The sequence below is a fragment of the Rhabdaerophilum sp. SD176 genome (assembly GCF_030143245.1).
Classification (GTDB): domain Bacteria; phylum Pseudomonadota; class Alphaproteobacteria; order Rhizobiales; family Beijerinckiaceae; genus Rhabdaerophilum.
Window position 1 is genome coordinate 62,714 of the sequence record NZ_JARJNS010000002.1, and the last position, 26,320, is coordinate 89,033.

The 26,320-nt window shown below is 65.6% G+C and carries 20 protein-coding genes and 1 pseudogene; 14 read left to right on the forward strand and 7 right to left on the reverse strand.

Annotated features, from left to right (window positions below; translation table 11 throughout):
- Position 1 precedes the first annotated feature (1 nt).
- The 6 genes and pseudogenes from P0652_RS04015 to lpdA all read left to right on the forward strand — a co-directional run bounded on the left by P0652_RS04015 (position 2) and on the right by lpdA (position 6,902).
- Positions 2–343, forward strand: coding sequence for a DHCW motif cupin fold protein (locus P0652_RS04015; RefSeq protein ID WP_284177481.1), 342 nt, complete (start codon positions 2–4; stop codon positions 341–343).
- A gap of 43 nt (positions 344–386) precedes the next feature.
- A pseudogene (locus P0652_RS04020) lies at positions 387–3,239 on the forward strand (2-oxoglutarate dehydrogenase E1 component); the annotation flags it as partial.
- Between the two features lie 35 nt (positions 3,240–3,274).
- Positions 3,275–4,480 carry a 2-oxoglutarate dehydrogenase complex dihydrolipoyllysine-residue succinyltransferase gene (gene odhB, locus P0652_RS04025; protein WP_284177483.1) on the forward strand — a complete coding sequence of 402 codons (1,206 nt, stop codon included), beginning with the start codon at positions 3,275–3,277 and terminating at the stop codon, positions 4,478–4,480.
- Between the two features lie 5 nt (positions 4,481–4,485).
- Positions 4,486–4,725 (forward strand): hypothetical protein, encoded by a 240-nt coding sequence (locus tag P0652_RS04030; RefSeq protein WP_284177484.1) that lies wholly within the window; start codon positions 4,486–4,488, stop codon positions 4,723–4,725.
- Positions 4,726–4,737: 12 nt separating this feature from the next.
- Positions 4,738–5,484, forward strand: a complete 747-nt coding sequence (locus P0652_RS04035; RefSeq protein WP_284177485.1) for an SDR family oxidoreductase — start codon at positions 4,738–4,740, stop codon at positions 5,482–5,484.
- A 23-nt stretch (positions 5,485–5,507) separates the two neighbouring features.
- A complete protein-coding gene (gene lpdA / locus P0652_RS04040) occupies positions 5,508–6,902 on the forward strand; it encodes a dihydrolipoyl dehydrogenase (RefSeq protein ID WP_284177486.1) in 1,395 nt (464 codons plus the stop codon).
- Positions 6,903–6,925: 23 nt separating this feature from the next.
- Here the strand turns inward: lpdA and P0652_RS04045 are convergent, their stop codons facing one another.
- Positions 6,926–7,837, reverse strand: a complete 912-nt coding sequence (locus P0652_RS04045) for a tyrosine recombinase XerC (protein ID WP_284177487.1) — start codon at positions 7,835–7,837, stop codon at positions 6,926–6,928.
- Positions 7,838–7,932: 95 nt separating this feature from the next.
- On the opposite strand from P0652_RS04045, the gene P0652_RS04050 reads away from it, so the two are divergent.
- The 6 genes from P0652_RS04050 to P0652_RS04075 all read left to right on the forward strand — a co-directional run bounded on the left by P0652_RS04050 (position 7,933) and on the right by P0652_RS04075 (position 15,348).
- Positions 7,933–10,152: a primosomal protein N' gene (locus P0652_RS04050; RefSeq protein ID WP_284177488.1), complete on the forward strand. Its 2,220-nt coding sequence runs from the start codon at positions 7,933–7,935 to the stop codon at positions 10,150–10,152.
- Positions 10,153–10,455: 303 nt separating this feature from the next.
- The gene (locus tag P0652_RS04055) at positions 10,456–11,013 is read left to right on the forward strand and encodes a F0F1 ATP synthase subunit delta (protein WP_284177489.1); all 558 of its coding nucleotides are present in this window, start codon (positions 10,456–10,458) and stop codon (positions 11,011–11,013) included.
- Positions 11,014–11,030: 17 nt separating this feature from the next.
- Entirely contained in the window at positions 11,031–12,560 is a 1,530-nt protein-coding gene (gene atpA, locus P0652_RS04060) for a F0F1 ATP synthase subunit alpha (protein WP_284177490.1), read from the forward strand.
- A 60-nt stretch (positions 12,561–12,620) separates the two neighbouring features.
- Positions 12,621–13,490, forward strand: coding sequence for a F0F1 ATP synthase subunit gamma (locus P0652_RS04065; protein WP_284177491.1), 870 nt, complete (start codon positions 12,621–12,623; stop codon positions 13,488–13,490).
- A 29-nt stretch (positions 13,491–13,519) separates the two neighbouring features.
- Positions 13,520–14,956, forward strand: a complete 1,437-nt coding sequence (atpD, locus tag P0652_RS04070; RefSeq protein ID WP_284177492.1) for a F0F1 ATP synthase subunit beta — start codon at positions 13,520–13,522, stop codon at positions 14,954–14,956.
- A 2-nt stretch (positions 14,957–14,958) separates the two neighbouring features.
- Positions 14,959–15,348 carry a F0F1 ATP synthase subunit epsilon gene (locus P0652_RS04075; RefSeq protein ID WP_284177493.1) on the forward strand — a complete coding sequence of 130 codons (390 nt, stop codon included), beginning with the start codon at positions 14,959–14,961 and terminating at the stop codon, positions 15,346–15,348.
- Between the two features lie 51 nt (positions 15,349–15,399).
- Here P0652_RS04075 and P0652_RS04080 read toward each other — a convergent pair whose 3' ends face one another.
- Both P0652_RS04080 and putA read right to left on the reverse strand, forming a co-directional pair.
- Positions 15,400–16,215, reverse strand: a complete 816-nt coding sequence (locus P0652_RS04080; RefSeq protein WP_284177494.1) for a hypothetical protein — start codon at positions 16,213–16,215, stop codon at positions 15,400–15,402.
- A gap of 52 nt (positions 16,216–16,267) precedes the next feature.
- Positions 16,268–19,348: a bifunctional proline dehydrogenase/L-glutamate gamma-semialdehyde dehydrogenase PutA gene (putA, locus tag P0652_RS04085; protein ID WP_284177495.1), complete on the reverse strand. Its 3,081-nt coding sequence runs from the start codon at positions 19,346–19,348 to the stop codon at positions 16,268–16,270.
- Positions 19,349–19,493: 145 nt separating this feature from the next.
- Between putA and P0652_RS04090 the strand changes: the two genes are divergently transcribed.
- Positions 19,494–19,958 (forward strand): Lrp/AsnC ligand binding domain-containing protein, encoded by a 465-nt coding sequence (locus P0652_RS04090; protein ID WP_284177496.1) that lies wholly within the window; start codon positions 19,494–19,496, stop codon positions 19,956–19,958.
- A 54-nt stretch (positions 19,959–20,012) separates the two neighbouring features.
- On the opposite strand, the gene P0652_RS04095 is transcribed toward P0652_RS04090, so the two are convergent.
- Positions 20,013–21,026 carry a TerC family protein gene (locus tag P0652_RS04095; protein ID WP_284177497.1) on the reverse strand — a complete coding sequence of 338 codons (1,014 nt, stop codon included), beginning with the start codon at positions 21,024–21,026 and terminating at the stop codon, positions 20,013–20,015.
- A gap of 225 nt (positions 21,027–21,251) precedes the next feature.
- Between P0652_RS04095 and P0652_RS04100 the strand changes: the two genes are divergently transcribed.
- On the forward strand, positions 21,252–22,871 hold the full coding sequence (locus tag P0652_RS04100) for an AMP-binding protein (RefSeq protein ID WP_502947472.1): 1,620 nt from the start codon (positions 21,252–21,254) through the stop codon (positions 22,869–22,871).
- Here P0652_RS04100 and P0652_RS04105 read toward each other — a convergent pair.
- The 3 genes from P0652_RS04105 to P0652_RS04115 are packed head-to-tail and all read right to left on the reverse strand — an operon-like array spanning position 22,856 to position 26,300.
- Complete coding sequence (locus P0652_RS04105; RefSeq protein WP_284177499.1) at positions 22,856–23,902, reverse strand: CobW family GTP-binding protein; 1,047 nt, start codon at positions 23,900–23,902, stop codon at positions 22,856–22,858. The genes P0652_RS04100 and P0652_RS04105 overlap by 16 nt on opposite strands.
- A gap of 2 nt (positions 23,903–23,904) precedes the next feature.
- Positions 23,905–24,846 (reverse strand): DMT family transporter, encoded by a 942-nt coding sequence (locus tag P0652_RS04110; protein WP_284177500.1) that lies wholly within the window; start codon positions 24,844–24,846, stop codon positions 23,905–23,907.
- Positions 24,843–26,300: a D-alanyl-D-alanine carboxypeptidase family protein gene (locus P0652_RS04115; RefSeq protein ID WP_284177501.1), complete on the reverse strand. Its 1,458-nt coding sequence runs from the start codon at positions 26,298–26,300 to the stop codon at positions 24,843–24,845. The genes P0652_RS04110 and P0652_RS04115 overlap by 4 nt, the downstream gene beginning before the upstream one ends.
- Between the last annotated feature and the right edge of the window lie 20 nt (positions 26,301–26,320).

A 26,320-nucleotide genomic window follows, 5' to 3' on the forward strand; every position in this document is an offset into this window, starting at 1 on the left:
GATGCGGATGTCGGAGATTCCTTTCGGAACCACGGATTGGTCGGCGATTCCGCCGACCCGTCATCCCGGCGAGGCCGGCGAGGCGCTCTGGCGCACGCAGACCTTCGGGCCGCAGGAAAACCGCATTCGCGTCCGCATGGTCGAGTATTCGGCCGGCTATGTGTCGGACCATTGGTGCGAGAAGGGGCATGTCCTGCTCTGTCTCGAGGGCGAGCTGGAAACCACGCTCGCCGATGGCCGCCATTTCGTGCTCCGGCCGGGCATGAGCTACCAGGTCGCCGACGGCGCGGAGCCGCATCGCTCCGTTGCGCCGCGCGGCGCCAGACTTTTCATCGTCGATTGAACCGCCAGGGGACGTTCAGATGGACCGCGATTTCGACAACGCCGACGAGTTGGCCGCCATCGGCGGCGACAGCGCCGCCTATTTCGAGGCGCTCTATGCCGAGGCCGCGCCCGGCCCGTCCTGGAAGCGCAAGAACTGGCCCGTCGCGGCCAATGGCGAGCTGATCTCGGCGCTCGACGGCAATTGGGCGGCGGTCGAGAAGGCCGTCGGCGACAAGCTGAAGGGCAAGGCGGAAGCTGCCGGCAAGGGCAGCGCCATCTCGGAAGCCGATGTCCAGCGCGCCGCGCGGGATTCGGTCCATGCGCTCATGATGATCCGTGCCTATCGCATGCGCGGCCATCTTCACGCGAATCTTGATCCGCTCGGCATCGAGGGTCCGAAGGACCACGAGGAACTGCATCCCTCCTCCTACGGCTTCACCGAGGCCGACTGGGACCGCAAGATCTTCATCGATCACGTGCTCGGGCTGGAATTCGCGACGATCCGCGAGATGATGGCGATCCTCCGCCGCACCTATTGCGAGACGATCGGCTACGAATTCATGCATATCTCCTCGCCGGCCGAGAAGTCCTGGCTGCAGGAGCGCATCGAGGGGCCGGACAAGGAAATCACCTTCACCCGCGAGGGCAAGCGCGCCATCCTCAACAAGCTGGTCGAGGCGGAAGGGTTCGAGAAGTTCCTCGACGTCAAGTTCACCGGCACCAAGCGCTTCGGGCTGGATGGCGGCGAGAGCCTGATCCCCGCCCTCGAGCAGATCATCAAGCGCGGCGGCAATCTCGGTGTGCAGGATATCGTGTTCGGCATGGCGCATCGCGGCCGCCTCAACGTACTGACGCAGGTGATGGGCAAGCCGCACCGGGCGCTGTTCCACGAGTTCAAGGGCGGCTCCTTCGCGCCGGACGATGTGGAAGGCTCGGGCGACGTGAAGTACCATCTCGGTGCCTCGTCCGACCGCGAATTCGATGGCAACCGCGTCCATCTTTCGCTGACGCCGAACCCGTCGCATCTCGAAATCGTCAACCCGGTCGTGCTCGGCAAGGTCCGCGCGAAGCAGGACCAGCTCGGTTGCCCGCCGGATGATCGCCGCGCCGTCCTGCCGTTGCTCATCCATGGCGATGCGGCCTTTGCCGGCCAGGGTGTCGTGGCGGAATGCTTCGGCCTTTCGGGGCTGAAGGGCCACCGGACTGGCGGGTCGGTGCATTTCATCATCAACAACCAGATCGGCTTCACCACCTATCCGCGCTATTCGCGCTCCTCGCCCTATCCTTCGGATGTGGCGAAGATGGTCGAGGCGCCGATCTTCCACGTCAATGGCGACGATCCGGAAGCCGTCGTCTTCGCCGCCAAGGTCGCCACCGAATTCCGGATGAAGTTCCAGAAGCCGGTCGTCATCGACATGTGGTGCTATCGGCGCTTCGGCCATAACGAGGGCGACGAGCCCGGCTTCACCCAGCCGGTCATGTACAAGAAGATCCGCGCCCATGAGAGCACGCTGGCCATGTATGCCCGCAAGCTCGTCGCGGAAGGCGTCGTGACCGAGGGCGAAGTCGAGAAGATGCGGGCGGACTGGCGCTCGCGCCTCGAGGCCGAGTTCGAGGCCGGCCAGGCCTACAAGCCGAACAAGGCTGACTGGCTCGACGGCAAATGGGCGGGTCTGAAGTCGACAAAGGAAAACGAGGATGATCCGCGTCGCGGCCAGTCCGGTGTTGCGATCGATCGCCTGAAGGAGATCGGCCTCGCGATCACGACGGTTCCGAAGGAAATGAACATCCACAAGACCATCCAGCGCTTCCTCGAGAACCGCCGGAAAATGGTCGAGAGCGGCGAGGGGATCGACTGGGCGATGGGCGAGGCCCTCGCCTTCGGCACTCTCGTGACGGAGGGGCATCGCGTCCGCCTGTCGGGGCAGGATTGCGAGCGCGGCACCTTCAGCCAGCGGCATTCCGTGCTGATCGACCAGGAAACGGAGACGCGCTACACCCCGCTCAACCATGTCGAGGCCGGGCAGGGGCGCTACGAGGTCATCAACTCGATGCTCTCGGAAGAGGCGGTGCTCGGGTTCGAGTATGGCTATTCGCTCTCTGAGCCGAATGCGCTGGTCTGCTGGGAAGCGCAGTTCGGCGATTTCGCCAATGGCGCGCAAGTGCTGTTCGACCAGTTCATCTCGTCGGGCGAGCGCAAGTGGCTGCGTATGTCGGGCCTCGTCTGCCTGCTGCCGCATGGCTATGAAGGCCAGGGTCCCGAGCATTCCTCGGCCCGGCTCGAGCGCTTCCTGCAGCTCTGCGCGGAAGACAACATGCAGGTGGCGAATTGCACGACGCCGGCAAACTATTTCCATGTACTCCGCCGGCAGATCAAGCGCGACTTCCGCAAGCCATTGATCCTGATGACGCCGAAGAGCCTGCTGCGTCACAAGCGCTGCGTGTCCGACCTGGCGGAACTCGCCGAAGGCACCTCCTTCCACCGCATCCTCAAGGATGATGCCGAACTCGGGCGCGCGCCGCTCAAGCTCAAGCCGGATGCCAAGATCCGTCGCGTCATCCTCTGCTCCGGCAAGGTCTATTACGACCTGCTCGAGGACCGTGAGAAGCGCGGGATCGACGATGTCTATCTGCTGCGCGTGGAACAGCTCTATCCGTTCCCGCTCAAGTCGATCGTCGCCGAATTGTCGCGCTTCAAGAAGGCCGATGTCGTCTGGTGCCAGGAAGAGCCGAAGAATATGGGCGCCTGGTCCTTCGTCGAGCCGTATTCGGAATGGTTGTTGAGCCAGTCCGGCTCCTCGGCCAAGAAGCTGCGCTATGTCGGCCGCCCGGCCTCGGCCTCGACGGCTGTGGGCCAGATGTCGAAGCATATGCAGCAATTGCAGGCCTTCCTCGACGAAGCTTTCGCCACCTGAATTCCCTTCCAGAGACCGAACAAAGGTTCACTCCTATGAGCACTGAAATCCGCGTCCCGACCCTCGGCGAGAGCGTGTCGGAAGCCACGATCGGCAAGTGGTTCAAGAAGCCCGGCGATGCCGTCAAGGCCGACGAGCCGCTGCTTGAACTCGAGACCGACAAGGTCACGCTCGAGGTCAATGCCCCGGCGGCCGGCACCCTGTCGGAAATCGTGGCGAAGGACGGCGAATCGGTTGGCGTCGGCGCGCTTCTGGGCATGATCAGTGCCGGTGGTGCAGCGGCTGTGGCCGCCCCTGCCGCCGCGCCGGCTCCGGCTGCCGCCCCGGCGCCGGTCGCGGCCCCGGCCGTGCAGCCCACGGCGATGCCGCCGGCGCCTTCCGCCGCGAAGATGATGGCGGAAACCGGCCTTTCGGTCACCGAAGGGTCCGGCAAGCGTGGCCAGGTGCTCAAGGAAGACGTGCTCCGTGCCGCTGCCGCTCCGGCCCCGGCCCCGGCTGCCGCCCCTGCCGCGCCGCGTGCCGCTTCCGCCCCGTCGGATGCCTCCCGCGAAGAGCGCGTGAAGATGACCAAGCTGCGCCAGACGATCGCGCGTCGCCTCAAGGAAAGCCAGAACACGGCGGCCATGCTGACCACGTTCAACGAGGTCGACATGAGCGCCGTCATGGCGCTCCGCAACCAGTACAAGGACCTGTTCGAGAAGAAGCATGGCGTGAAGCTCGGCTTCATGAGCTTCTTCGTGAAGGCCTGCGTCCAGGCGCTGAAGGAGTTGCCGGGCGTCAATGCCGAGATCGACGGCACGGACATCATCTACAAGAACTACTACCATGTCGGCATTGCCGTTGGCACCGAGAAGGGCCTCGTTGTGCCGGTCCTGCGTGATGCGGATCATCTCGGCCTTGCGGGGATCGAGAAGACGATCGCCGATTTCGGCAAGCGCGCCCGTGACGGCCAGCTCAAGATCGAGGAGATGGCCGGCGGCACCTTCACGATCACCAATGGCGGCATCTATGGCTCGCTGATGTCGACGCCGATCCTCAATGCCCCGCAATCCGGCATTCTCGGCATGCACAAGATCCAGGAACGGCCCGTGGCCATCGGCGGCAAGATCGAGATCCGGCCCATGATGTATCTGGCGCTGTCCTATGATCACCGCATCGTCGACGGCAAGGAGGCTGTGACCTTCCTTGTCCGCGTCAAGGAAAGCCTCGAGGATCCGGCCCGGCTGGTGATGGATCTCTGAACGTCATGGGCGGCGAAAGGCCCGGCGAGGACCCGATCCGCGACATCCTCCGGGGCTCTGTCGTGTTCGGGCCCGAGATCGACGAGAAGGTGCGGCAGCTTGTTGCTGCTTCTCCATCGCGCCCGGTCACCGAACTGCTCGCAACCTTGCTCTGGGCCTGGCCCTGGGATGGCCAGCAGGTACTCAACCCGGTGGGTCTCGCCACGGTCCTCGATCGGCTGGCGGACCTGGTCCCGCAATCCTGAGGGAGACTGCTTATGGCCCCTGTTGCCCTTGTCACCGGTGGTTCTCGCGGAATTGGCGCGGCCTGCTGCCGCCTTCTGGCTGCCAAGGGTTATGCCGTGGTGGTGAACTATGCCGGCAACAAGGCGGCAGCGGAGTCTCTCGCAGCGGAGATCGTGGCCGCTGGCGGCTCTGCCGCGGCGGTTCAGGGCGATGTGGCGGTCGAGGCGGATGTGCTGCGTCTGTTCACGGCGGCGGATGCGCTCGGCACGCTGAAGGTGCTCGTCAACAATGCCGGCGTTGTCGATATGCCAGCGCGGGTCGACGAGATGAGCGTCGAGCGGCTGAACCGCATGTTCTCGATCAATATCGTCGGTTCCTTCGTGCCTTCCCGCGAGGCGATCAAGCGCATGTCGACCAAGCATGGCGGCCAGGGCGGGGCGATCGTCAACCTGTCCTCGGCGGCCGTGACGCTCGGCGCACCGGGGCAATATGTCGATTATGCCGCCTCGAAGGGGGCGATTGACAGCTTTACCATCGGGCTCGCCCGCGAGGTGGCGGCCGAGGGGATCCGCGTCAATGCGGTGCGGCCCGGCATTATCGACACAGATATCCACGCTTCCGGCGGCTGGCCCGACCGGGTGGCGCAGGTGCGTGACAGCCTGCCGATGAAGCGCGAGGGCACGGCCGCAGAGGTGGCGCAGGCCATCAGCTGGCTGCTTTCGGACGAGGCTTCCTACGTGACAGGCGCCATTCTCAACGTTTCGGGCGGCCGAGGCTGACCAGACCAACAAGGAAAAGAACCATGGCTTATGATCTCATCGTCATCGGCACCGGCCCGGGCGGCTATGTCTGTGCCATTCGCGCGGCGCAGCTCGGCCTCAAGGTTGCGGTGGTGGAAAAGCGCAAGACGCATGGGGGCACCTGCCTCAATGTCGGCTGTATTCCCTCCAAGGCGCTGCTCCATGCCTCCGAAATGTTCGACGAGGCCGGCCATGGCTTTGCCGCGCTTGGGATCGATGTGCCCGCGCCGAAGCTGAACCTGCCGGCGATGATGAAGCACAAGCAGGACACGGTAGATGCCAATGTGACCGGTGTCGGCTTCCTGCTGAAGAAGAACAAGGTCGAGGCTTTCCACGGGCTCGGCACGATCCTGGCGCCGGGCAAGGTGCAGGTCACGGCAGCGGATGGCACCCAGCAGGTGCTCGACACGAAGTCGATCGTTATCGCGACCGGCTCCGAGGTGGCGCAGCTGCCGGGCGTGACGATCGATGAGAAGCAGATCGTTTCTTCCACCGGCGCGCTTGAGCTTGAAAAGGTCCCGGGCAAGCTGGTCGTGATCGGTGCGGGCGTGATCGGGCTGGAGCTCGGCTCGGTCTGGCGGCGTCTCGGTGCCAAGGTCGAGGTCATCGAATATCTCGACCGCATCCTGCCGGGCATGGATGCGGAAGTGGCCAAGCAGTTCCAGCGCATGCTGGAGAAGCAGGGCATCACCTTCCATCTTGGCAAGAAGGTCACCGGCGCCAGCACCGAGGCCGGCGTTTCGCTGACGGTGGAGCCCGCTGCCGGTGGTGCGGCCGAAACGGTGCAGGCCGATATCGTGCTGGTGGCGATCGGCCGGCGGCCGAATACCGAAGGCCTTGGCCTCGAGGCGGCCGGCGTGGCGCTCGAGCGCGGCCGGGTGATCATCAACGATCATTTCGCGACCAATGTGCCGGGAATCTATGCCATCGGCGATGTGGTGCGCGGCCCGATGCTCGCCCACAAGGCCGAGGACGAGGGCGTTGCCGTGGCCGAGATCCTCGCCGGCAAGGCAGGCCACGTGAATTACGACGTCATTCCGGGCGTGGTCTATACGTGGCCGGAAGTGGCGACAGTCGGCAAGACCGAGGAAGAGCTCAAGGCTGCGGGCATCGCCTACAATGTGGGCAAGTTCCCCTTCACGGCGAATGGCCGCGCCCGCGCCAACCGTGCAACGGATGGCTTCGTGAAGGTTCTGGCCGACAAGGCGACCGACCGCGTGCTGGGCGTGCATATCATCGCGGCCGGTGCCGGCGAGATGATCCACGAGGCGGCGGTGCTGATGGAATTCGGCGGCTCGTCCGAAGATCTGGCCCGCACCTGCCATGCCCATCCGACGATGAGCGAAGCCGTCAAGGAAGCGGCCATGGCGGTCGAGAAGCGGCAGATCCACCTCTGAGGGGAACGGCCGCTTGTCCGGCCTTATCCCGCCCGCGGATGAGCAGCCTTGTACGTAGCCATCAGGCGGGCCGTGTCGACCTCGGTATAGACCTGCGTCGTGGAGAGCGAGGCATGGCCCAGCAACTCCTGGATGGTGCGGAGATCGCCGCCGCGGGCCAGCAGATGGGTGGCAAAGGAATGACGCAGCGCATGCGGCGTGGCCGAATCCGGCAGGCCGAGCGCGCCACGAAGGCTTTCCATGGCCAGCTGGATGATGCGGGGTGAGAGCGGCCCGCCTTTCGCTCCGAGGAAGAGCGGTCCTTCCGGCCCCGTCTTCCAGGGCGAGAGCGCGAGATAGGTGGCGATGCTGTCGACGATCAGCGGTAGCACCGGCACCTGACGGACCTTCCCGCCCTTGCCTGTGATGGTCAGCACGTCGCCAGCCGAACGCGGGGCATCACGGCGCTTCAGCGACAGAGCCTCGGAAATGCGGAGTCCGCCGCCATAAAGCAGCGCGAAGACGGCAGCGTCGCGGGCGAGGATCCACGGTTCGCGCGCCTCGCCGGCCCGCGTGGCTGTTGCCGCGGTCGCGCGGGCATCCTGCGGGGCGAGCGGCCGCGGCAGGCCTTTGCGGATGCGTGGGCCCTTCACCGCCTTGAAGGCCGAGGCATGGCCATGGCCCTCGCGCTCGAGATAGCGGGCGAAGGACCGCAGGCCCGCGAGCTGGCGCATGATCGAGCGGCTTTCCACGCCCTTCTCGCGACGCTCTGCGAGAAACAGGCGCAGATCAGCCGGGCGGACCGCAAGGAAGGATTCCGGCGAGCGGCTTTCCGGCCCGAGAAAGGCGAGGAATTGCAGAACGTCGCGGCCATAAGCCTCGATCGTCTTTGCTGAATAGAGCCGCTCATGCGAGAGCGCGCGCAGCCAGGCGATCCGGCATTCCTCAAGCAACATCCGTGTCTCCGTTCCCCATCTCGATTGTGGCCTGCCCGGGTTAAGGCGGGGTTCTCGGCCTCGCCAGCGCCCGGAATCATGGTAGGAGCGAGCCCATGGATGCCGGGAACATCGACGACAGCGTGGGGGATGCGCGGGCCCTGGTGGCCGAGGTTGCGCTGCCGGTGGCGGTCGAACATCCGTATTCCTACCGGATTCCCGAGGGAATGTCCGTGGCGCCGGGCGATTGCGTGCGCGTGCCGCTGGGCCCGCGCGAGACGTTCGGCGTGGTGTGGTCCGTCAGTCCAAACGGGGGCGGTAATCTGAAGCCGCTGCTTGGCAAGACAAGCCTGCCGCCGCTTTCCGGGCCGATGCGCCGTTTCATCCAGCGCGTCGCTGATTACACGCTCGCCCCGCTCGGCATGGTGGCGCGGATGGCCGTGCGCGATCCGGATGAGGACATGCACGAGCGCCCCCGCCTGGCCCTGAGGGCAACCGGCCGCCAGCCAGCCCGGCTGACGCCGACCCGTGCCCGGGTGATGGCGGCGGTGCAGGGCGACCTGCTGCAAACCCGGCGCGAACTTGCCGAGCGGGCCTCGTGTTCGAGCGGGGTCATCGATGCGCTCGTCGATGAAGGCGTGTTCGAGGTGGTGGAACTTGCCCCGGCCGGTCGGGCGGACCGGCTCGACCCGGACCATGCCCGCCCCGCCTTGTCCGGCGAGCAGGAGGAGGCCGCCACGGCCCTGCGGGAGGCCGTCCGGGGCGGCGCCTTTGCCGCGCATCTGCTGGAGGGCGTTACCGGGTCCGGCAAGACCGAGGTCTATTTCGAGGCCATCGCTGCTGCACTGGAGCGGGAGCAGCAGGTGCTGGTGCTGCTGCCCGAAATCGCGCTGACCAACGAATTCCTGACGCGATTCGAACGTCGCTTCGGCGGCAAGCCCAGCCCGTGGCATTCCGGCATCGCGCCGGGCCGGCGGGCCCGGACCTGGCATGCCGTGGCCGAAGGCGAGGCCCGCGTCGTGGTCGGGGCGCGTTCGGCGTTGTTCCTGCCGTTCCGGGCTCTCGGCCTGATCGTCGTCGACGAGGAGCACGAGGCAGCCTACAAGCAGGATGACCTTGTCCGCTATAATGCACGGGACATGGCAGTGCTCCGGGCGCAGGTCGAGCCCTGCCCGATCGTGCTGGCCTCGGCAACGCCCTCGATCGAAAGCCAGGTCAATGCCGCGCAGGGGCGCTACCGGCATCTCCGGCTGCCCAACCGCGCGCAGGGCCGGAGCATGCCGGAAATCTCGGCCATCGACATGCGGGTCCATGCGCCGGAACCGGGGCGGTTCCTCTCGCCGGAGCTGGTGCGCCAGACGCGCGAGGCGCTCGAATCCGGCGGGCAGGTGCTGTTCTTCCTCAACCGCCGGGGCTATGCGCCGCTGACCCTGTGCCGGAAATGCGGCCATCGCTGGCAATGCCCGCAATGCGATGCCTGGCTCGTCGAGCACCGGTTCCGGCGGGCTCTGGTCTGCCATCATTGCGGGCATACGGAGCGGCGGCCGACCACCTGCTCGGCCTGCGGTGCCGAGGAAAGCCTGACCGCCTGTGGGCCCGGCGTGGAGCGCATCGCGGAGGAAATCGCCGATCTCTTCCCGGATCATCGGCGCATCACCCTGTCGAGCGATTTCCCCGGCGGTGCCCAGCGCCTGCGCGACGAGCTTGAATCCGTGGCCCGGCACGATTTCCAGATCGTGATCGGCACACAGCTGATCGCGAAGGGACACAACTTCCCGCATCTCACGCTGGCCGCGGTGATCGATGCCGATATCGGGCTGGTCTCGAATGATCCGCGCGCGGCAGAACGCAGCTTCCAGCTGCTCATGCAGGTGACAGGCCGCGCGGGCCGCGGCGAAAGGGCAGGGCGTGGCGTGCTCCAGACCTACCAGCCGCGGCATCCCGTCATTGCCGCCATGCTGGCCGGGGATCAGGAACGGTTCTATGCGGAGGAGATCGCCTCCCGGCGGGCAGCCGGGTTGCCTCCCTTCGGACGGCTGGCCAGCCTCGTCGTCTCTGCCCGCGAGAAGCCGGCCGCCGAGGCCCATGCGCGGCTGTTGGCGCAGGCCGGGCAGCTGCTCATCAGCGAACGCGATCTCTCGGCTTCCGTCCATCTCCTCGGTCCGGCAGAGCCGCCCATGGCGATGCTGCGCGGGCGCCATCGTGTGCGGCTGATCGTCAAGGCCGGGCGGCAGGCACCGCTACAGGGATTGCTGCGGGCCATGGTCGGCCGGGCTGGCCCGCCGCGGGGTGGCGCCCGCCTGGATATCGATGTTGATCCCATCAATTTTTTCTGAGTCGCGTCCGCTGTTTAGGCGCGAAACAGTGCGTAACCTTGTGCGTTGCAGCAACACATGGCCGCGAACGTTGCGCCCTCGCCGAAGGTCGCGGATCGTGCGGCGTGAAAGGGGTTGCGCAGGCGGTGAAGTTTTGTTAGCGACCGGCAGCCCGTTGTAGAGCAGGTTGCTCTGGCCGACGGGCCTGATCCGTTGATTGACCCCGCCCTGCGGGCATTCCACCCGGTTCTCCGGTTCGTTGTCGCGGTTCTCCGCATGCAGCTGCCCGACCAGGTGGAATGACAGAAACGAAAGACGCTTGTCGTGGCCTCATCCAGCCCGATCGTTTCCGGAATTGCGGGGCGCTATGCCTCCGCGCTTTTCGAACTCGCCACCGAGGCGAAGCAGGTCGATGCTGTCAGCGATGCGCTGGACCGTTTCACCGCGCTGCTTGACGGCAGCGAGGATCTCGACCGGATGGTGCGTAACCCGGTCTTCACCGCCGATGAACAGGCCGCCGCGATTGGCGCCGTCCTGAAGAAGGCGACGATCGGCGGTCTCGCCGCCAATTTTCTGCAGCTGGTTGCGGCAAAACGCCGCCTGTTTGCCGTCCGCGGCATGATCGCCGGCTATCGCGCGCTCGTTGCCGAGGCCAAGGGCATCGTTCCGGCCGAAGTGACCGTGGCCGCGCCGCTTTCGGACAAGAACCGCCAGGCCGTGATCGAGGCTCTCGAGGCGCGCGCCGGCAAGACGATTTCGCTGACCGAAAAGGTCGACCCCGCGATTATCGGCGGCCTCGTCGTCAAGATGGGCAGCAAGATGATCGACGCCTCCCTCAAAACCAAACTCAACGCGATGAAACTCGCGATGAACAACGGCTAATACGAAAGGCTTGACCGATGGATATCCGCGCCGCTGAGATTTCGGCGATCCTCAAGGAGCAGATCAAGAATTTCGGCGCTTCGGCCGAAGTGGCCGAGGTCGGGCAGGTCCTGTCCGTCGGTGACGGCATCGCGCGTGTCTTCGGCCTCGACAAGGTCCAGGCCGGCGAGATGGTCGAGTTCGAGAACGGCGTGCGCGGCATGGCCCTGAACCTCGAATCGGACAATGTCGGCGTCGTCATTTTCGGTTCGGACCGCGACATCAAGGAAGGCCAGACCGTCAAGCGGACCGGCGCCATCGTGGACGTTCCGGTCGGCAAGGAAATGCTTGGTCGCGTGGTCGATGCACTCGGCAACCCGATCGATGGCAAGGGCCCGATCAAGGCGACCCAGCGTGCCCGCGTGGACGTGAAGGCGCCGGGCATCATTCCCCGCAAGTCCGTGCACGAGCCGATGGCGACCGGCCTGAAGGCCGTCGATGCGCTGATCCCGATCGGTCGTGGCCAGCGCGAGCTGATCATCGGTGACCGCCAGACCGGCAAGACCGCGATCGCGCTCGACACGATCCTCAACCAGAAGCCGCTCAATGCCGGCAATGACGAGAGCCAAAAGCTCTATTGCGTCTATGTCGCCGTCGGCCAGAAGCGTTCGACCGTTGCCCAGTTCGTGAAAGTGCTCGAAGAGCGCGGTGCGCTGGAATATTCCATCGTTGTGGCCGCCACCGCCTCGGATGCGGCGCCGATGCAGTTCCTTGCCCCGTTCGCAGGCTGCGCCATGGGCGAATATTTCCGCGACAATGGCATGCATGCCGTCATCATCTATGACGATCTGTCGAAGCAGGCTGTGGCCTATCGCCAGATGTCGCTGCTGCTGCGCCGCCCGCCGGGCCGCGAAGCCTATCCGGGCGACGTGTTCTATCTCCATTCCCGCCTGCTCGAGCGCGCGGCGAAGCTGAACGACGCCAATGGCGCCGGTTCGCTGACGGCGCTGCCGGTCATCGAAACCCAGGCCAACGACGTGTCGGCCTATATTCCGACCAATGTGATCTCGATCACCGACGGCCAGATCTTCCTGGAAACCGACCTCTTCTTCCAGGGCATCCGCCCGGCCGTGAACGTCGGTCTCTCGGTGTCGCGCGTCGGCTCGGCCGCCCAGACCAAGGCGACCAAGAAGGTTGCGGGCAAGATCAAGGGCGAGCTGGCCCAGTATCGCGAGATGGCGGCGTTCGCCCAGTTCGGCTCGGATCTCGATGCCGTGACGCAGCGCCTCCTGAACCGCGGTTCGCGCCTGACCGAGCTCCTGAAGCAGCCGCAATTCTCGCCGCTGAAGATGGAAGAGCAGGTCTGCGTGATCTATGCCGGCGTCAACGGCTATCTCGACGGCCTGCCGGTCAACAAGGTGCGCGCCTACGAGGACGGCCTTCTCTCGCTGCTGCGTGACAAGCATGCCGATCTTCTGGCCGAAATCGGCAAGACGAAGGACCTTTCGGACGCGAATGCCGCGAAGCTGAAGGACATCGTCGCCGGGTTCACGAAGAGCTTCGCGTAAGGGCATTTCCGTCGGTTGGGCTCCGTGCCCGGCTGATGGTTCACCGGATCAGGACCTGACATGCCGTCGTTGAAGGATCTCCGCAATCGCATCGCCTCGGTGAAGGCGACGCAGAAAATCACCAAGGCCATGCAGATGGTGGCCGCGGCGAAGCTGCGTCGTGCCCAGGCGGCAGCCGAAGCGGCCCGTCCCTATGCTTCCAAGATGGAAGCCGTTCTGGCCAATCTCGCTGCTGGCATTTCCGGCTCGGATGCGCCGGCCCTGCTGGCCGGTAATGGCAAGGATCAGGTCCATCTCCTGATCGTCTGCACGGCCGAGCGCGGCCTGTGCGGTGCATTCAACTCGTCGATCGTCCGGTTGGCACGCGAAAGGATCAACAGCCTGCTTGCTGCCGGCAAGACGGTGAAGATCCTCTGCGTCGGCAAGAAGGGCTTCGAGCAGCTGAAGCGCAATTACGAGCGTCACATCATCGAGGTTGTGGATCTCCGCGCCGTCAAGCATCTGAGCTATGGCGAGGCCGAGATGATCGCCACCAAGGTGATCGGCCTGTTCGAGCAGGGTGAATTCGACGTCGCGACCTTGTTCTATTCGCGCTTCCGTTCGGTGATCTCGCAGATCCCGACCGCGCAGGGCCTCATTCCGGCCGAGATCGGCTCGGGCGAAGGCGGGACGAAGGCGGCCTATGAGTATGAGCCCGACGAGGCGGAAATCCTGTCGACGCTGCTGCCGCGCAACATCGCAGTGCAGATCTTCCGGGCCCTGCTCGAGAATGCCGCTTCCGAACAGGGCGCGCGCATGAGCGCAATGGACAATGCCACGCGCAATGCGGGCGAGATGATCAAGAAGCAGACGCAGAAGTACAACCGTTCGCGTCAGGCCATGATCACCAAGGAACTCATTGAAATCATTTCGGGCGCCGAGGCGCTCTGAGCATCGGATCAGGAAACGAGGGTAAAGTCATGGCCAAGCCGCAGGGTCGCATCGCACAGGTTATCGGCGCCGTCGTCGACGTGCATTTCGACGGCGAACTCCCCGAAATTCTCAACGCGCTCGAAACCGACAATCTCGGGAACCGGCTCGTTCTGGAAGTCGCGCAGCATCTCGGCGAGAACTCGGTGCGCTGCATCGCGATGGACTCGACCGAGGGTCTGGTTCGCGGTGCGCCTGTCACCGATACCGGCGCGCCGATTTCGGTGCCGGTGGGCGAGGAAACGCTCGGCCGCATCATGAACGTCATCGGCGAGCCGGTGGATGAAGCCGGCCCGGTCCAGACAGCCGGCCGCCGCGCGATCCATCAGGAAGCGCCGGCCTATTCCGAGCAGTCGACCGAAGCGCAGATCCTTGAAACGGGTATCAAGGTCGTCGACCTGATGGCGCCTTACGCCAAGGGCGGCAAGATCGGCCTGTTCGGCGGCGCCGGCGTCGGCAAGACCGTGCTGATCATGGAACTGATCAACAACGTCGCCAAGGCGCATGGCGGCTACTCGGTCTTCGCCGGCGTGGGCGAGCGGACCCGCGAAGGCAATGACCTCTATCACGAAATGATCGAGTCCAAGGTCAACATGGACCCGAAGGAAAATGGCGGCTCGACCAAGGGTTCGAAATGCGCCCTGGTCTATGGCCAGATGAACGAGCCGCCGGGCGCCCGCATGCGTGTTGCCCTGACCGGCCTGACCGTTGCGGAAGATTTCCGCGACAAGGGTCAGGACGTGCTGTTCTTCGTCGACAACATCTTCCGCTTCACGCAGGCCGGCTCGGAAGTGTCGGCGCTGCTGGGCCGCATTCCGTCGGCGGTGGGCTATCAGCCAACTCTCGCGACCGATATGGGCGCGATGCAGGAGCGCATCACCACCACCACCAAGGGCTCGATTACCTCGGTGCAGGCGATCTACGTGCCGGCGGATGACCTGACCGACCCGGCGCCCGCCACCTCCTTCGCCCATCTGGATGCGACGACCGTTCTGTCGCGCTCCATCGCGGAAAAGGGCATCTATCCGGCGGTCGACCCGCTGGACTCGACCTCGCGCATGCTCTCCCCGATGATCGTCGGCGAGGAGCATTACGGCGTCGCCCGCCAGGTTCAGTCGATCCTGCAGCGCTACAAGTCGCTCCAGGACATCATCGCCATCCTGGGCATGGACGAGCTTTCCGAAGAGGACAAGCTGACCGTGGCCCGCGCCCGCAAGATCGAGCGCTTCCTCAGCCAGCCGTTTCACGTGGCCGAAGTCTTCACCGGTTCGCCGGGCAAGCTCGTGTCGCTGAAGGACACGATTGCCGGCTTCAAGGGCCTCTGCGAAGGCAAGTATGACCACCTGCCGGAAGCGGCCTTCTACATGGTCGGCACCATCGAGGAAGCTGTCCAGAAGGCCCAGAAGCTCGCGGCCGAGGCGGCCTGACCATGGCCACTTTCCCCTTCGAACTCGTTTCTCCGGAACGCGTGCTTTTCTCGGGCGAGGCGACGCAGGTCGTCGTTCCCGCCTCCGAAGGGGAAATCACGGTTCTCGCCAACCATGCGCCGTTCATGTCAGCCCTGCGGAGCGGTGTTGTCACGATTGATAATGGCCAGCGGCTGTTCGTGCGCGGTGGCTTTGCCGATGTCTCGCAGGCCGGGCTGACCGTGCTCGCGGAACAGGCCGTCCCGCTAGACGAGATCAATCCCGAAGCGCTGAGCGGCCAGATCCGCAATGCCGAGGAAGATCTCCGCGATGCGAAGACCGACGAGGCCCGTACCCGCGCACAGGCCAAGCTCGATGGCCTCAATGCCATGATGGCGGCGATCCGCAACTGAGCAGGGCGCGTCCGGGCTGTTCCAAAGGGGCCCGCGGGCCCCTTTTTCGTGTCAGAACCGGAACGTCGCCGAGACCTGCGGGGCCAGCGCGATAGACCGGAAGCGGTTCGGCGCATAGCTCGAATAGGTCCGGGCATAGGCGAGGCGCAGGCCGATCTCGCGATCCTTCTCCCATTCATAGGTCGAAGAGAGGAACAGGCTCCAGCTCCGGTCGCGGATGCGCGGCAGGATGGGCGTATTGTCCTCGAGGAGATAGGAGGCCGTGCCGCCGAGGCGCCAGGTCCAGGCATTCCATTTCCGTGCGAGGACGAGGCCGGAACGGAAGCGGATGTCGTTCTTTGTGCCGTTCTGGTAGAAGCGCCGCGCCGCGCCGAGGCTGGGGATCAGGGTCCAGTCAGGGGCGAGGGTGATGGCCCTGGACAGGCCGAGCGAGACATCCTGACTGGCGTCGTCATGGGCCCGAAGCGGCTGGTCCATGCTGGTCCGGGCAGTCACGCCCAGTGACAGTGTCGCCCCGCGCCAGGCCTGGGTGAAGGAGAGCGAGCCAAAGAGACGGTTGGAGCCGGCATCCCGTTCGCGGGCATACCAGTCCGCTCCCGTGCCGAGGATACCCGCCAGGGCGGCGCCGTCCCAGAGCGGCTGGCGATAGCCGAGGCCGAGCTGCATGGCCCAATAGGCATCGCCCTTCTGGCGGCCGGGCAGATCATTCGGGTTGCTGGTCCAGCCTGGTCCGAATTGGGTCGAAAGCGACCAGCCTGCCTGCGGCGGCGTCTGGCCCAGAGCGGGGCGGACAAGGAACAGGATGCCGAGCAGCATCGCTGCCCGGGCTGCCTGCCCTGTCTCCAGCCAGATTTCCTGCCGCCGCATCCGGCCTCCCCCGCACGGGGAACCTAGCGCGGTGCGGCGGGCTTGAGAAGGTTCAGCCGTCGGACAGCGCCATCAGGCTGGCATTCCCGCCGGCTGCCGCAGAGTTGACCGAGAGCACCTGCTCGGTCGCAAACCGGAACAGGTAATTCGGCCCGCCGGCCTTGGGGCCGGTGCCGGACAGGCCGTGGCCGCCGAAGGGCTGCACGCCGACCACCGCGCCGATCATGTTGCGGTTGACATAGATATTGCCGGTCGCAAGCTCGGTGGTGATCCGGTCGATTTCGGCGTCAATCCGGGAATGGATGCCGAGGGTCAGGCCATAGCCGGTGGCCTCGATGGCCTCGATCACTTCGGCCAGCCTGCCGGCGGGGTAGCGCACGACATGCAGGACCGGGCCGAAGATCTCTTCCTGGAGGTCTTCGACGCGCTTCAGTTCGAAGACATGCGGCGCGACATAGAGCCCCTCCGGCGCGGAGCCGGCAAACCACGTCTTGGCCTCACGCTTCATCCTCTCGATATGCGCGTCCAGCCTGGCCTTGGCCTCCGCATCGATCACCGGACCGATATGGGTGGCCGGATCGCGCGGGTCGCCGAGGCGAAGTTCCTTGGCTGCGCCAACGATCATCTCGATCATCCGGTCGGCGACATCCTCCTGCACACAGAGGAGGCGAAGCGCGGAACAGCGCTGGCCGGCCGAGCGGAAGGCCGAGAGCACGACATCGTCGGCCACCTGTTCCGGCAGGGCCGTCGCGTCCACGATCATGGCGTTGATGCCGCCGGTTTCGGCGATGAGCGGCACGATCGGGCCATCCTTGGCGGCGAGGGTGCGGTTGATTTTCCGGGCTGTTTCGGTCGAGCCGGTGAAGACAACGCCGGCCACCCGGGCATGGTGGACGAGCGCCGCGCCGACGGCGCCATCGCCGAGGACAAGGTTCAGCGCGCCACCGGGAATGCCGGCCTTGTGAAGAAGCTGCACGGCCAGCGTGCCGACCAGCGGGGTCTGCTCCGCCGGCTTGGCGACGACGGTGTTGCCAGCGGCCAGCGCTGCGGCGATCTGACCGACGAAGATCGCCAGCGGGAAGTTCCACGGCGCGATGGCCACGAAGACCCCGCGGGCGCGATAGACGAGGCGGTTCTCTTCGCCTGTCGGGCCGGGAAGGACGATCGGGCCGGCGAACAGCTTCTCGGCCTCGCCGGAATAGTAGCGGAGGAAATCGACCGCTTCGCGCAGTTCCGCGATGGCATCGTCGATCGTCTTGCCGGCTTCGGCTTGCAGGAGGCCGAGGATGCGCCCCGTCTCCTCTTCCAAGAGGTCCGCCGCGCGGCGCAGCGCGCCGGAGCGGATCGTCACGGCAGTGCGGCTCCAGGCCGGGAAGGCCGATTGCGCTGCAGCGATAGCGAGATCGGCCGTTTCCGGCGTTGCCGTCTCGGCAATGCCGGCCGACCGCGAATCAATGGGGGAGAGGACCGGCGCGCCCGCACCGGATACGGGCTTGCCATTGACGAGGCTCGTCGCGTGGAGGGGGGCGAAGTTGCGGACCTCGAGCAGCCGGGCCAAAGTCCCGGCATGGCCGAGCTCATAGCCCTTGCTGTTGCGCCGCCCGGCGCCGAGCAAATCGGCCGGCCGGGCAATGCCGGCATGGCGCGCCTTCCGCGCATCGCCGATCAATGCGGCCGGGCGGATGAGCAGCTTTTCGACAGGAACCCCCGGATCGGCAGCCTCATGGACGAAGGACGAATTGGCGCCGTTTTCGAGCAGCCGCCGCACGAGATAGGCCAGCAGATCGCGATGGCCACCGACCGGGGCGTAGGTGCGGCAGGCCGCATCCGGGTGGTCGCCCAGCAGTGCATTGTAGATCGCATCGCCCATGCCGTGCAGGCGCTGGAACTCGTAGCCCTCGGCATCCCCCGCCAATGCGCGGATCGTGGCCACGGTCAGGGCGTTATGAGTGGCGAATTGCGGGAAGAGGCGCGGCCGCGCGTCGAGAAGCGCGCGGGCGCAAGCCGTGTAGTTCAGGTCCGTCATCGCCTTGCGGGAGAAGACCGGGAAATCGTCGAGGCCGCGTTCCTGGCCGCGTTTGATCTCGGTATCCCAGTAGGCGCCCTTGACCAGCCGGACCATGAAGCGGCGGTCATTCTCGACGGCCAGCCGGTCCAGCCATTCGATCACCGCACCGGCGCGCTTCTGATAGGCCTGGACAGCGAGGCCGAGGCCATCCCAGCCTGCCAGTTCCGGCGCGCGGGCCAGTTCGGCGAAAATGTCGAGCGAGAGCTCAAGCCGGTCGGCCTCCTCGGCATCGATCGTGAAATTGAGGTCGAAGCTCTTGGCCGATACCGCAAGCTCGATCACCATCGGCACGAGCTCCCGCAGGACCGCGTCACGGTTCGTGGCCTCGTAGCGCGGATGCAGCGCGGACAGCTTGACGGAAATGCCGGGCCGATCCGGCAGGGGGCGATTGCCGGCGCTGGCGCCGATATGCTTGATCGCGTTGGCATAGCTCGCGAAATAGCGGGCCGCGTCGTCCCGCGTGCGGGCCCCTTCGCCCAGCATGTCGAACGAATAGCGGAAAGAACGGCCGGGACCCGATCCGGCGCGCTTCAGGGCCTCCTCGATGGTCTGGCCGAGAACGAAATGATTGCCCATCACCTTCATGGCCTGCCGCGCGGCGGTGCGCACCGTCGGCAGCCCGATTCGTTTTGCCAACTGGCCGAGGATGCCGTCGGGCGTCTCGCCGGGCTGGATGATGCGCGCGCCGATGCCGAGCGCCCAGGCGGAAGCGTTGATCAGCAGGGCGCCGGATTTCGGTTCGTGGTTGAGGAAGTCTCCCTGGCCGAGCTTGTCCTCGATGAGCTTGTCAGCCGTCAAAGAATCCGGCACCCGTAGCAGAGCCTCGGCCAGGACCATGAGGGCCAGCCCTTCCTTGGTCGAGAGGGCATATTCCTGGAGGATCTGTTCCACCCCGCCAATCCCGCCCGACCCTGCCCGGATTGCCTCGATCAGGCGGCGCGCCTCCCGGTCGACTGTCCGCTCCGTCTCCGGCGGCTGGATCGCGGAAGCGAGCAGGACCGCGGCGAGTGATTCGTCGTCCGGTGCATAAGGGACGCGGAACGGAGGAAGCGGAGACTGGGACATGGTGCGGGCTCCGGAGGGGCTGAGAGGACAACCAGGGATTACTCAAGACATATCGCCTGTTGACAGGTGTTTCCACAGTGGTTTTTAACTTGTATTAGTGAAAATCACTACTACAAGTGCATTCTAGTGTGATATGGAGTGGATGATGGCAGAGCAGCTCGACCGGGCGGACATCAAGATCCTGCGGGCCCTGCAACGGGACGGACGTCTCTCGACCGTTGCCCTGGCCGAGAATGTCGGTCTCAGTCCAACCGCAACCACTGAACGCGTCAAGCGCCTGACGCGCGAAGGTTACATAAAAGGCTATCACGCCGCGCTTGATCCGGCGATGCTTGATCGGGCGCTGCTGGTCTTCATCGAGATCACGCTCGACAAGACGACACCTGACGTGTTCGCCAAGTTTGCCGTGGCGGTTCGCGCCTCGCGCGAGATCCTCGAGTGCCACCTCGTGGCGGGCGGCTTCGACTACCTGATCAAAACGCGCGTCAAGGATATGGAAGCCTACCGGAACTTCCTGACGCAGACGATCCTTTCGCTGCCGGGCGTGCGCGAATCGCGGTCCTATGCGGTGATGGAAGAAGTGAAGGCCGAGCTGACCCTGCCGGTCTGACGAAAAAGGCGGGCCTGAGCCCGCCTTTCCTTGGTTTTGGCAACAAGCGTGCCGTCAGGCCTTGCCGGTTCCAGCGGTCGGTTCGTCCCGGGTTTTCCAGAGCGAGTAGATGATTCCGCCGGCGATCAGCGCCAGTGTGACGCCGAGCGATATGGCAGGGTTCAGCTTGCCGACCAGCTCGTTCCAGAAGATCTTCAGGCCGATGAAGACCAGGATCATGGCGAGCGCATACTTCAGATAGTGGAACCGGTGCACCATGGCGGCCAGGGCGAAATAGAGCGCCCGGAGGCCGAGGATCGCCATGATGTTGGCGGTGTAGACGATGAACGTGTCCGTGGTGATGGCGAAGATCGCCGGCACCGAGTCGACCGCGAAGATCAGGTCAGCCACGTTGATGACGATCAGGGCCAGGAAGAGCGGTGTCGCGAAGGACACCATCTTGCCGGTCGCCGGGTCCGGCTGGCGGACAAAGAACTTCTGGCCATGCAGCTGCTCGGTCACACGCATGCGCTTGCGCAGGAAGCGCACCACCGGGTTCTTCGACACATCCGGATCGGCCTCGGGCACCACGAGCATCTTGATGCCGGTGGCAACGAGGAATGCGCCGAAGATGTAGAGCACCCAGCTGTATTGCTGCACCAGGGCCGCGCCGAGGGCGATCATGATGCCGCGCAGGATGATGACCGCGAGGATCCCCCAGACGAGGGCGCGGTACTGGTATTTCGGCGGGATGGCGAAGAAGCCGAAGATCAGCGAGATGACGAAGACATTGTCGATGGACAAGGCCTTCTCGATGAAAAAGCCGGTAAAGTAGGCAATGCCGGCATGCGTGCCGTCCTCGGTGATGAGGCGGCCGGTTTCATAGGACCACCAGATATAGCCACCGAAGGCCATGGCGACGCTGATATAGAAGGCGGAAAGCCAGAGGCTTTCGGCGACACCGAGTTCCTTTTCGTCGCGATGAAGGACCCCCAGGTCGAAGGCCATCAGCGTGACGATGACGGCAAGGAACGCACCCCACATCCAGAGGGGCTTGCCCAAAAAGGCATAGCTAAGCAGATCGATCATGATTTGGTACCGATTTTTGAGCCCAAGAACGATGGTTCCGACATCGCGCGTCTTTCCGACACGCCAGAGGGGCCCGGCAACCGTCGTGGTGGATAAAGGGCGCAGCGACATTTTGTCAAGACGGGCGCGTTTCGCGCTGCAACCATCGTTGCAATTTGGCTAAGACGCGGGCAGAGAGCGGCATCGCAACGGGACTGGATTGGTTTTATGGCGATTGTTGCGCCCCTGCTCGGCCCTTTTTCTGCCTATGGCGAAGTGGTTTCGCGGTTCCGCTGGCAGGTGCCGGCCCTGTTCAATATCGGGGTTGCCTGCGCCGATGCCCTTGCGCAGGTGCAGCCCGACCGGCCGGCGCTGATCGAGGTCGGGCCGGATTTCAGCCAGAGCATCGTCAGCTACGGCGATCTCCGGGCGGAATCGAACCGCCTGGCCCAGGCGCTTGTCCGTGCCGGTATCCAGCCCGGCGACCGGGTGGCGATCCACCTGCCGCAGGGGCGCCACGTGCCGATCGCGCATTGCGCAATCTACAAGATCGGCGCGATCGCGGTGCCGTTGGCCGCCCTGTTCGGGGCCGATGCCCTGGCCTACCGGCTTCAGGATTCGGGTTCGCGCCTGATAATCACCGATGCCGCCGGCGCCGCGAAGACGCGGCCGCTGCTCGCCTCGACGCCGGCGCTCGAGCGCGTGATTTCGATCGAGGGCGATGATGGCCCGGCAATCGGGCTGGCGCGGTTCACCGAGGGGTGTTCCGGCCCTTTCGAACCCGTCGCAACGCGGGCCGACGATCCAGCGTTGATGATCTATACCTCCGGAACCACCGGGCACCCTAAAGGCGCGCTGCACGGGCATCGGGTCCTGCTCGGGCACCTGCCCGGTGTCGAGATGCATCACGATTTCGCGCCGCAGGCCGGAGACCGGTTCTGGACGCCGGCGGACTGGGCCTGGGCCGGCGGCCTGCTCAACATTCTGCTGCCGGGGCTGTGCCTCGGCATTCCGGTTGTCGCCTGGCCGTTCCAGAAATTCGACCCCGAAGCTGCCTTTGCCATGATGGCGCGGCTCGATGTCCGCAATGCCTTCATTCCCCCGACCGGTCTCCGGCTGATGCGCAGCGTCCGGGATCCGGTGAAGCGGTTCGGCATGCCTCTGCGGAGCCTTGGCTCCGGTGGCGAGGCGCTGGGCACGCCGACCTTCGAATGGGGCCGCGAAGTGCTAGGCCTGCCGATCAACGAATTCTACGGCCAGACCGAGTGCAATCTCGTCCTGTCCTCCTCGCATGCCATGGGTGTGGCCCGGGCCGGGATGATCGGCCGGCCGGTGCCGGGCCATTCGGTTGCTGTCATCCGCGAGGATGGCACGCCCTGCGCGGTCGACGAGCCGGGGCAGATCGCCATCCGCCGGCCGGACCCGGTGATGTTCCTCGGCTACTGGAACAAGCCGGAAGCCACGGAAGCGAAGTTCATCGGGGACTGGATGACGACCGGTGACCAGGGCTATCGCGATGCAGATGGCTATATCGGGTTCGTCGGGCGGGATGACGATCTCATCACCTCCTCCGGCTACAGGATCGGGCCCGTCGAGATCGAGGATTGCCTGATCAAGCACCCTGCTGTCGCGCTGGCTGCCGTGATCGGCAAGCCGGATCCGCTGCGCACCGAGATCGTGGTTGCCTTTCTGGTGCTGAAGCCGGGCTTCGAAGCGGGCGACGCGCTGGCGGAGGAGATCCGGCGTTTCGTGCGGGAGCGGCTCTCGGCCCATGAATATCCGCGCGAGGTGCATTGCATTCCGGAAATGCCGCTCACGACCACGGGCAAGATCATCCGCCGCGACTTGCGTCAGCGGCTCTCCTGAGCCCCGGATTCGGCGCGTACCAAAGCCGACCAGAAGGTCTCGATCGTCTCGCGGGGGATACCCTGCACGATGAAGACGAGCCGGGTCCGCCGGTCGCGGCCCGGCCAGCGGGCAAGACGCTGCAGCGGATGCGTGACCGACTGGACATGATGGATCACTGCCGGTCGCTCGGGATCATCCGCCATGGCGACGAGCCCCTTCAGCCGGAGCAGGCGCGGGCCGTGCAGGATCCGCATCGCTTCCTGGAAGACGACCAGCGATTCCGGCCGGACAGGGTGATCCGACACGAAGCTGAAACTCTCGATATCGAGGCCGTGCCGGTTGGCCTCGTGGCCCGGTGCATGGGCCGGGCCGGCGCCCTCTGCTGCATCAAGCCAGGCCTCGATCCCGGAGCCGGTTTCCCGCCACGGCTCGAACCGGTTGTCGAAAAGGGTTGACGCAAAATCCGGCGGCTCCTCGCGAAGGAGGCGGGTGGTGGGATTGAGGCCGGAAACGGCTTCTTCCAGCGCCGCGATCATGCCCGGGCCGGCAAGATCCAGCTTGGTCAGCAGGAGGCGGTCAGCAAGAGCCACCTGCCGGCGTGCTTCGGCATGGCGCGCCAGCGTGTCGCCGCCATGCACGGCGTCGACCAGCGTGGCGAGCCCCGCAATCCCGAAGCGCTTCGAAAGATAGGGATGCTGGAGGACCGATTGAAGAATCGGCAGCGGATCGGCGAGGCCCGTCGTTTCGATCAGGATCCGCCGGAAAGGCGCGATGCGCCGGTTGTCGCGGCGGCGGAGCAGATCCTCCAGCGTAGCGACGAGATCGCCGCGAATCGTGCAGCAGAGGCAGCCGGCGGCCATGAGGACCATCTCGCCGGGTGTTTCCTCGACAAGCAGGTGGTCGAGCCCCACCGACCCGAATTCGTTGATGATCACCAAGGTGTCGGCAAGGGCCGGGTCCGCCAGCCAGCGGTTCAGGCGCGTGGTTTTCCCTGCCCCGAGAAACCCGGTGAGGATGACCAGCGGGATCGGCGGCAGCGGGCCGGCCATGGCTATCCGGCCTCGCCGGCGCTTGTCACCGGGGCCGGTTTCCGGCCCGAATCGAGCAGGATCTCGCCGGCAAGGGCGGCGAGGATCATCGCCACGCCGCCGAGCTGGACTGGCGAGAGCGTCTCGCCGATGAACCAGGCAGCGAAGATAATGGCAGTGACCGGCTCGAACAGGAAAAGCAGGCTCGTGCGCGAGGCGCTGATCCGCCGCGAGGCCATGAGCTGGAAGACGAAGGCGACGGCATAGGCCGCCATGGCAATGCCGATGGCGAAGGGAGCCTTTGAGAACGCATCAAGGGGGGCGGGGCCGCCATTGACGAGCAGGAAGGCCAGCGAGATTGGTGCCACCACCACCTGGATCCAGAACAGGGTGCGCACGGTCGAGCCCTGGACATGGCCGGCGATGAGGAACATCGCCGCGCAGGCCATGGCGGCGACGAGCGCGAAAAGCACGCCCTTGACGGTCAGCTGGTCTGCGGAGGGGCCGACGGCGATGACGAGGCCGGCAAAGGCGACGCTGAAAACAAGGATTTGCTGGCGGCTCAGCGGCCGGCCTTCGATCCGGTTCGACAGGAGCATAACCATCAGGGGGAAGGTGTAGAAGATCACCACTGTCAGCGGCACGGAAAGGTGATCAAGCGCAGAGAGATAGAAGGTCGCGGTCAGACCGGCAGCGATTGAAAGGCGGAGGACGGGGCCGCGATCCGCCGGGCCAAGCGACAGGCGATGCCCCAACGCAAGCGCGATGGTGCCGAGCCCTGGCACCATGATGAGCGAACGGTAGAAGATCAGCTCCGCTCCGGGCAATCCGGCCTGCGAGGCGGCACGCGCCGCCGGGATGTTGGCGCCGTAGAGCCAAGCGCCGATCAGCGCAAAGAGGGTTCCGAGAAGCAACGTGCGCCGTGCCTGACGACCGGCCTCGCCGGCGAGAGGATCAAAGGTCACGAGCGCGGCTGGCCCTGCTTCGGAGTTTCCTTCTTGCGGGCCGTGGCCTTCTTCTTGTCAGCAGCGGCTTTCGTCTTGGCCTTGCCCGGCTCGGTCGGGGCCGGGCGTGCCGCCGCTGCCGCAGGCTGCCGCGCGGTGCGGGTGGCCAGGGAAGCTCCTGATGCGGGGCGCGGCTGGGCCGACTGGCCTTGCCCGATCCGGCCGGCGGCGCCAGGCCGCAAAGGCGCGGTTCCTGTCAGGGCAAGCGGAGCGGCTGTTCCGGCACGGGCAGCAGCCGGCGCGAAGGCCGTCGCGTTGGCGGGAGCCGCAGCCTCGCCGGGCCGGCGGGCGATTTCGGTGCTGCCCGGGGCGCGGCCGAGATAAACCGGGATCGGATCGAAATTGTCCCGCGGGCCGAGGGCAATGCGCCCGCCGACGCGCTGGCCCACATTGATGGCCTGTCCGGAGCGATAGCCGCCGGCAATCAGCATGTCCGGCCGGTCCGGCGCGTTGGAAGTGAAGGCCAGCGCAGTGCCGGCATCTTCTTCCTCCGCGACAGGCGGACCGCGCCGACCGCAGATCTCGGCGCGACGGTTCGGTGCCATCGTTTCAGGGCTGGCCGTGAGCTGTGCGAGGCTGCGACCTGAGCCGGCGCCGGTGGTAAACAGCCCGCCGCCAGAGGAGAAGCCCTGGTCGAGCAGCTGTGCCGCCTTGAGCGTACGATCCGCGCCCGATGTTGCCCCGAAGACCACGGCGATCAGCGTGCGGCCATTGCGCTCGGCGGCCGAGACGAGGTTGAAGCCCGAGGCGCAGACAAAGCCGGTCTTCATGCCCATCGCGCCGGGATAGCGCCCGATCAGACCGTTGGTGTTGCTGTATTTCCGGTTGCCGAGTTGCACGGCGCCGATGGTCCAGTATTCGCGGTATTGCGGGAATTCCAGCAGGAGCGCGCGGGCCAGAAGGGCCATGTCGCGGGCCGAGGAGACGTGGCTTTCATGGTGCAACCCGTGCGGATTGACAAAATGGCTTTCGCGCATGCCAAGCCGCGCGGCTTCCTGGTTCATCATCCGCGCGAAGCCGGCCGTCGAGCCGCCGATGCCTTCCGCGACAACGGTGGAGACATCGTTGGCCGATTTCACCATGAGGAGCTTCAGGGCGTTCTCGAGTGTGATTTCCTGCCCTGGCTTGATGCCGATCTTGCTCGGCGGCTGCTTGGCCGCGACGGCGGAGGCGACGATCGGCGTCTCGAGCTTGATCTGGCCCTTCGCCACGGCCCTGAGCGCGACATAGGCCGTCATCAGCTTCGTGGTCGAGGCGGGGAACCAGGGTCGGGTGGCTTCCTCGGCCTGGATGACCTCGCCCGTGGCGGCATCGACCACGACGGTCGGCACCATCGGGTCGGCCTGGGCAGGCACTGCGAGCAGCGCTGCCAATGCAGCAGACAGCGAAAGCCTGAGAAGCGTTGAAGACGTCACGCGAGCCTCGATTCCCCATC

Coding starts and splice junctions, on each gene's coding strand:
- P0652_RS04015 (WP_284177481.1), top strand. CDS start 2: ATGCGGATGTCGGAGATTCCTTTCGGAACCACGGATTGGTCGGCGATT.
- odhB (WP_284177483.1), top strand. CDS start 3,275: ATGAGCACTGAAATCCGCGTCCCGACCCTCGGCGAGAGCGTGTCGGAA.
- P0652_RS04030 (WP_284177484.1), top strand. CDS start 4,486: ATGGGCGGCGAAAGGCCCGGCGAGGACCCGATCCGCGACATCCTCCGG.
- P0652_RS04035 (WP_284177485.1), top strand. CDS start 4,738: ATGGCCCCTGTTGCCCTTGTCACCGGTGGTTCTCGCGGAATTGGCGCG.
- lpdA (WP_284177486.1), top strand. CDS start 5,508: ATGGCTTATGATCTCATCGTCATCGGCACCGGCCCGGGCGGCTATGTC.
- P0652_RS04045 (WP_284177487.1), bottom strand. CDS start 7,837: ATGTTGCTTGAGGAATGCCGGATCGCCTGGCTGCGCGCGCTCTCGCAT.
- P0652_RS04050 (WP_284177488.1), top strand. CDS start 7,933: ATGGATGCCGGGAACATCGACGACAGCGTGGGGGATGCGCGGGCCCTG.
- atpA (WP_284177490.1), top strand. CDS start 11,031: ATGGATATCCGCGCCGCTGAGATTTCGGCGATCCTCAAGGAGCAGATC.
- P0652_RS04065 (WP_284177491.1), top strand. CDS start 12,621: ATGCCGTCGTTGAAGGATCTCCGCAATCGCATCGCCTCGGTGAAGGCG.
- atpD (WP_284177492.1), top strand. CDS start 13,520: ATGGCCAAGCCGCAGGGTCGCATCGCACAGGTTATCGGCGCCGTCGTC.
- P0652_RS04075 (WP_284177493.1), top strand. CDS start 14,959: ATGGCCACTTTCCCCTTCGAACTCGTTTCTCCGGAACGCGTGCTTTTC.
- P0652_RS04080 (WP_284177494.1), bottom strand. CDS start 16,215: ATGCGGCGGCAGGAAATCTGGCTGGAGACAGGGCAGGCAGCCCGGGCA.
- putA (WP_284177495.1), bottom strand. CDS start 19,348: ATGTCCCAGTCTCCGCTTCCTCCGTTCCGCGTCCCTTATGCACCGGAC.
- P0652_RS04090 (WP_284177496.1), top strand. CDS start 19,494: ATGGCAGAGCAGCTCGACCGGGCGGACATCAAGATCCTGCGGGCCCTG.
- P0652_RS04095 (WP_284177497.1), bottom strand. CDS start 21,026: ATGATCGATCTGCTTAGCTATGCCTTTTTGGGCAAGCCCCTCTGGATG.
- P0652_RS04105 (WP_284177499.1), bottom strand. CDS start 23,902: ATGGCCGGCCCGCTGCCGCCGATCCCGCTGGTCATCCTCACCGGGTTT.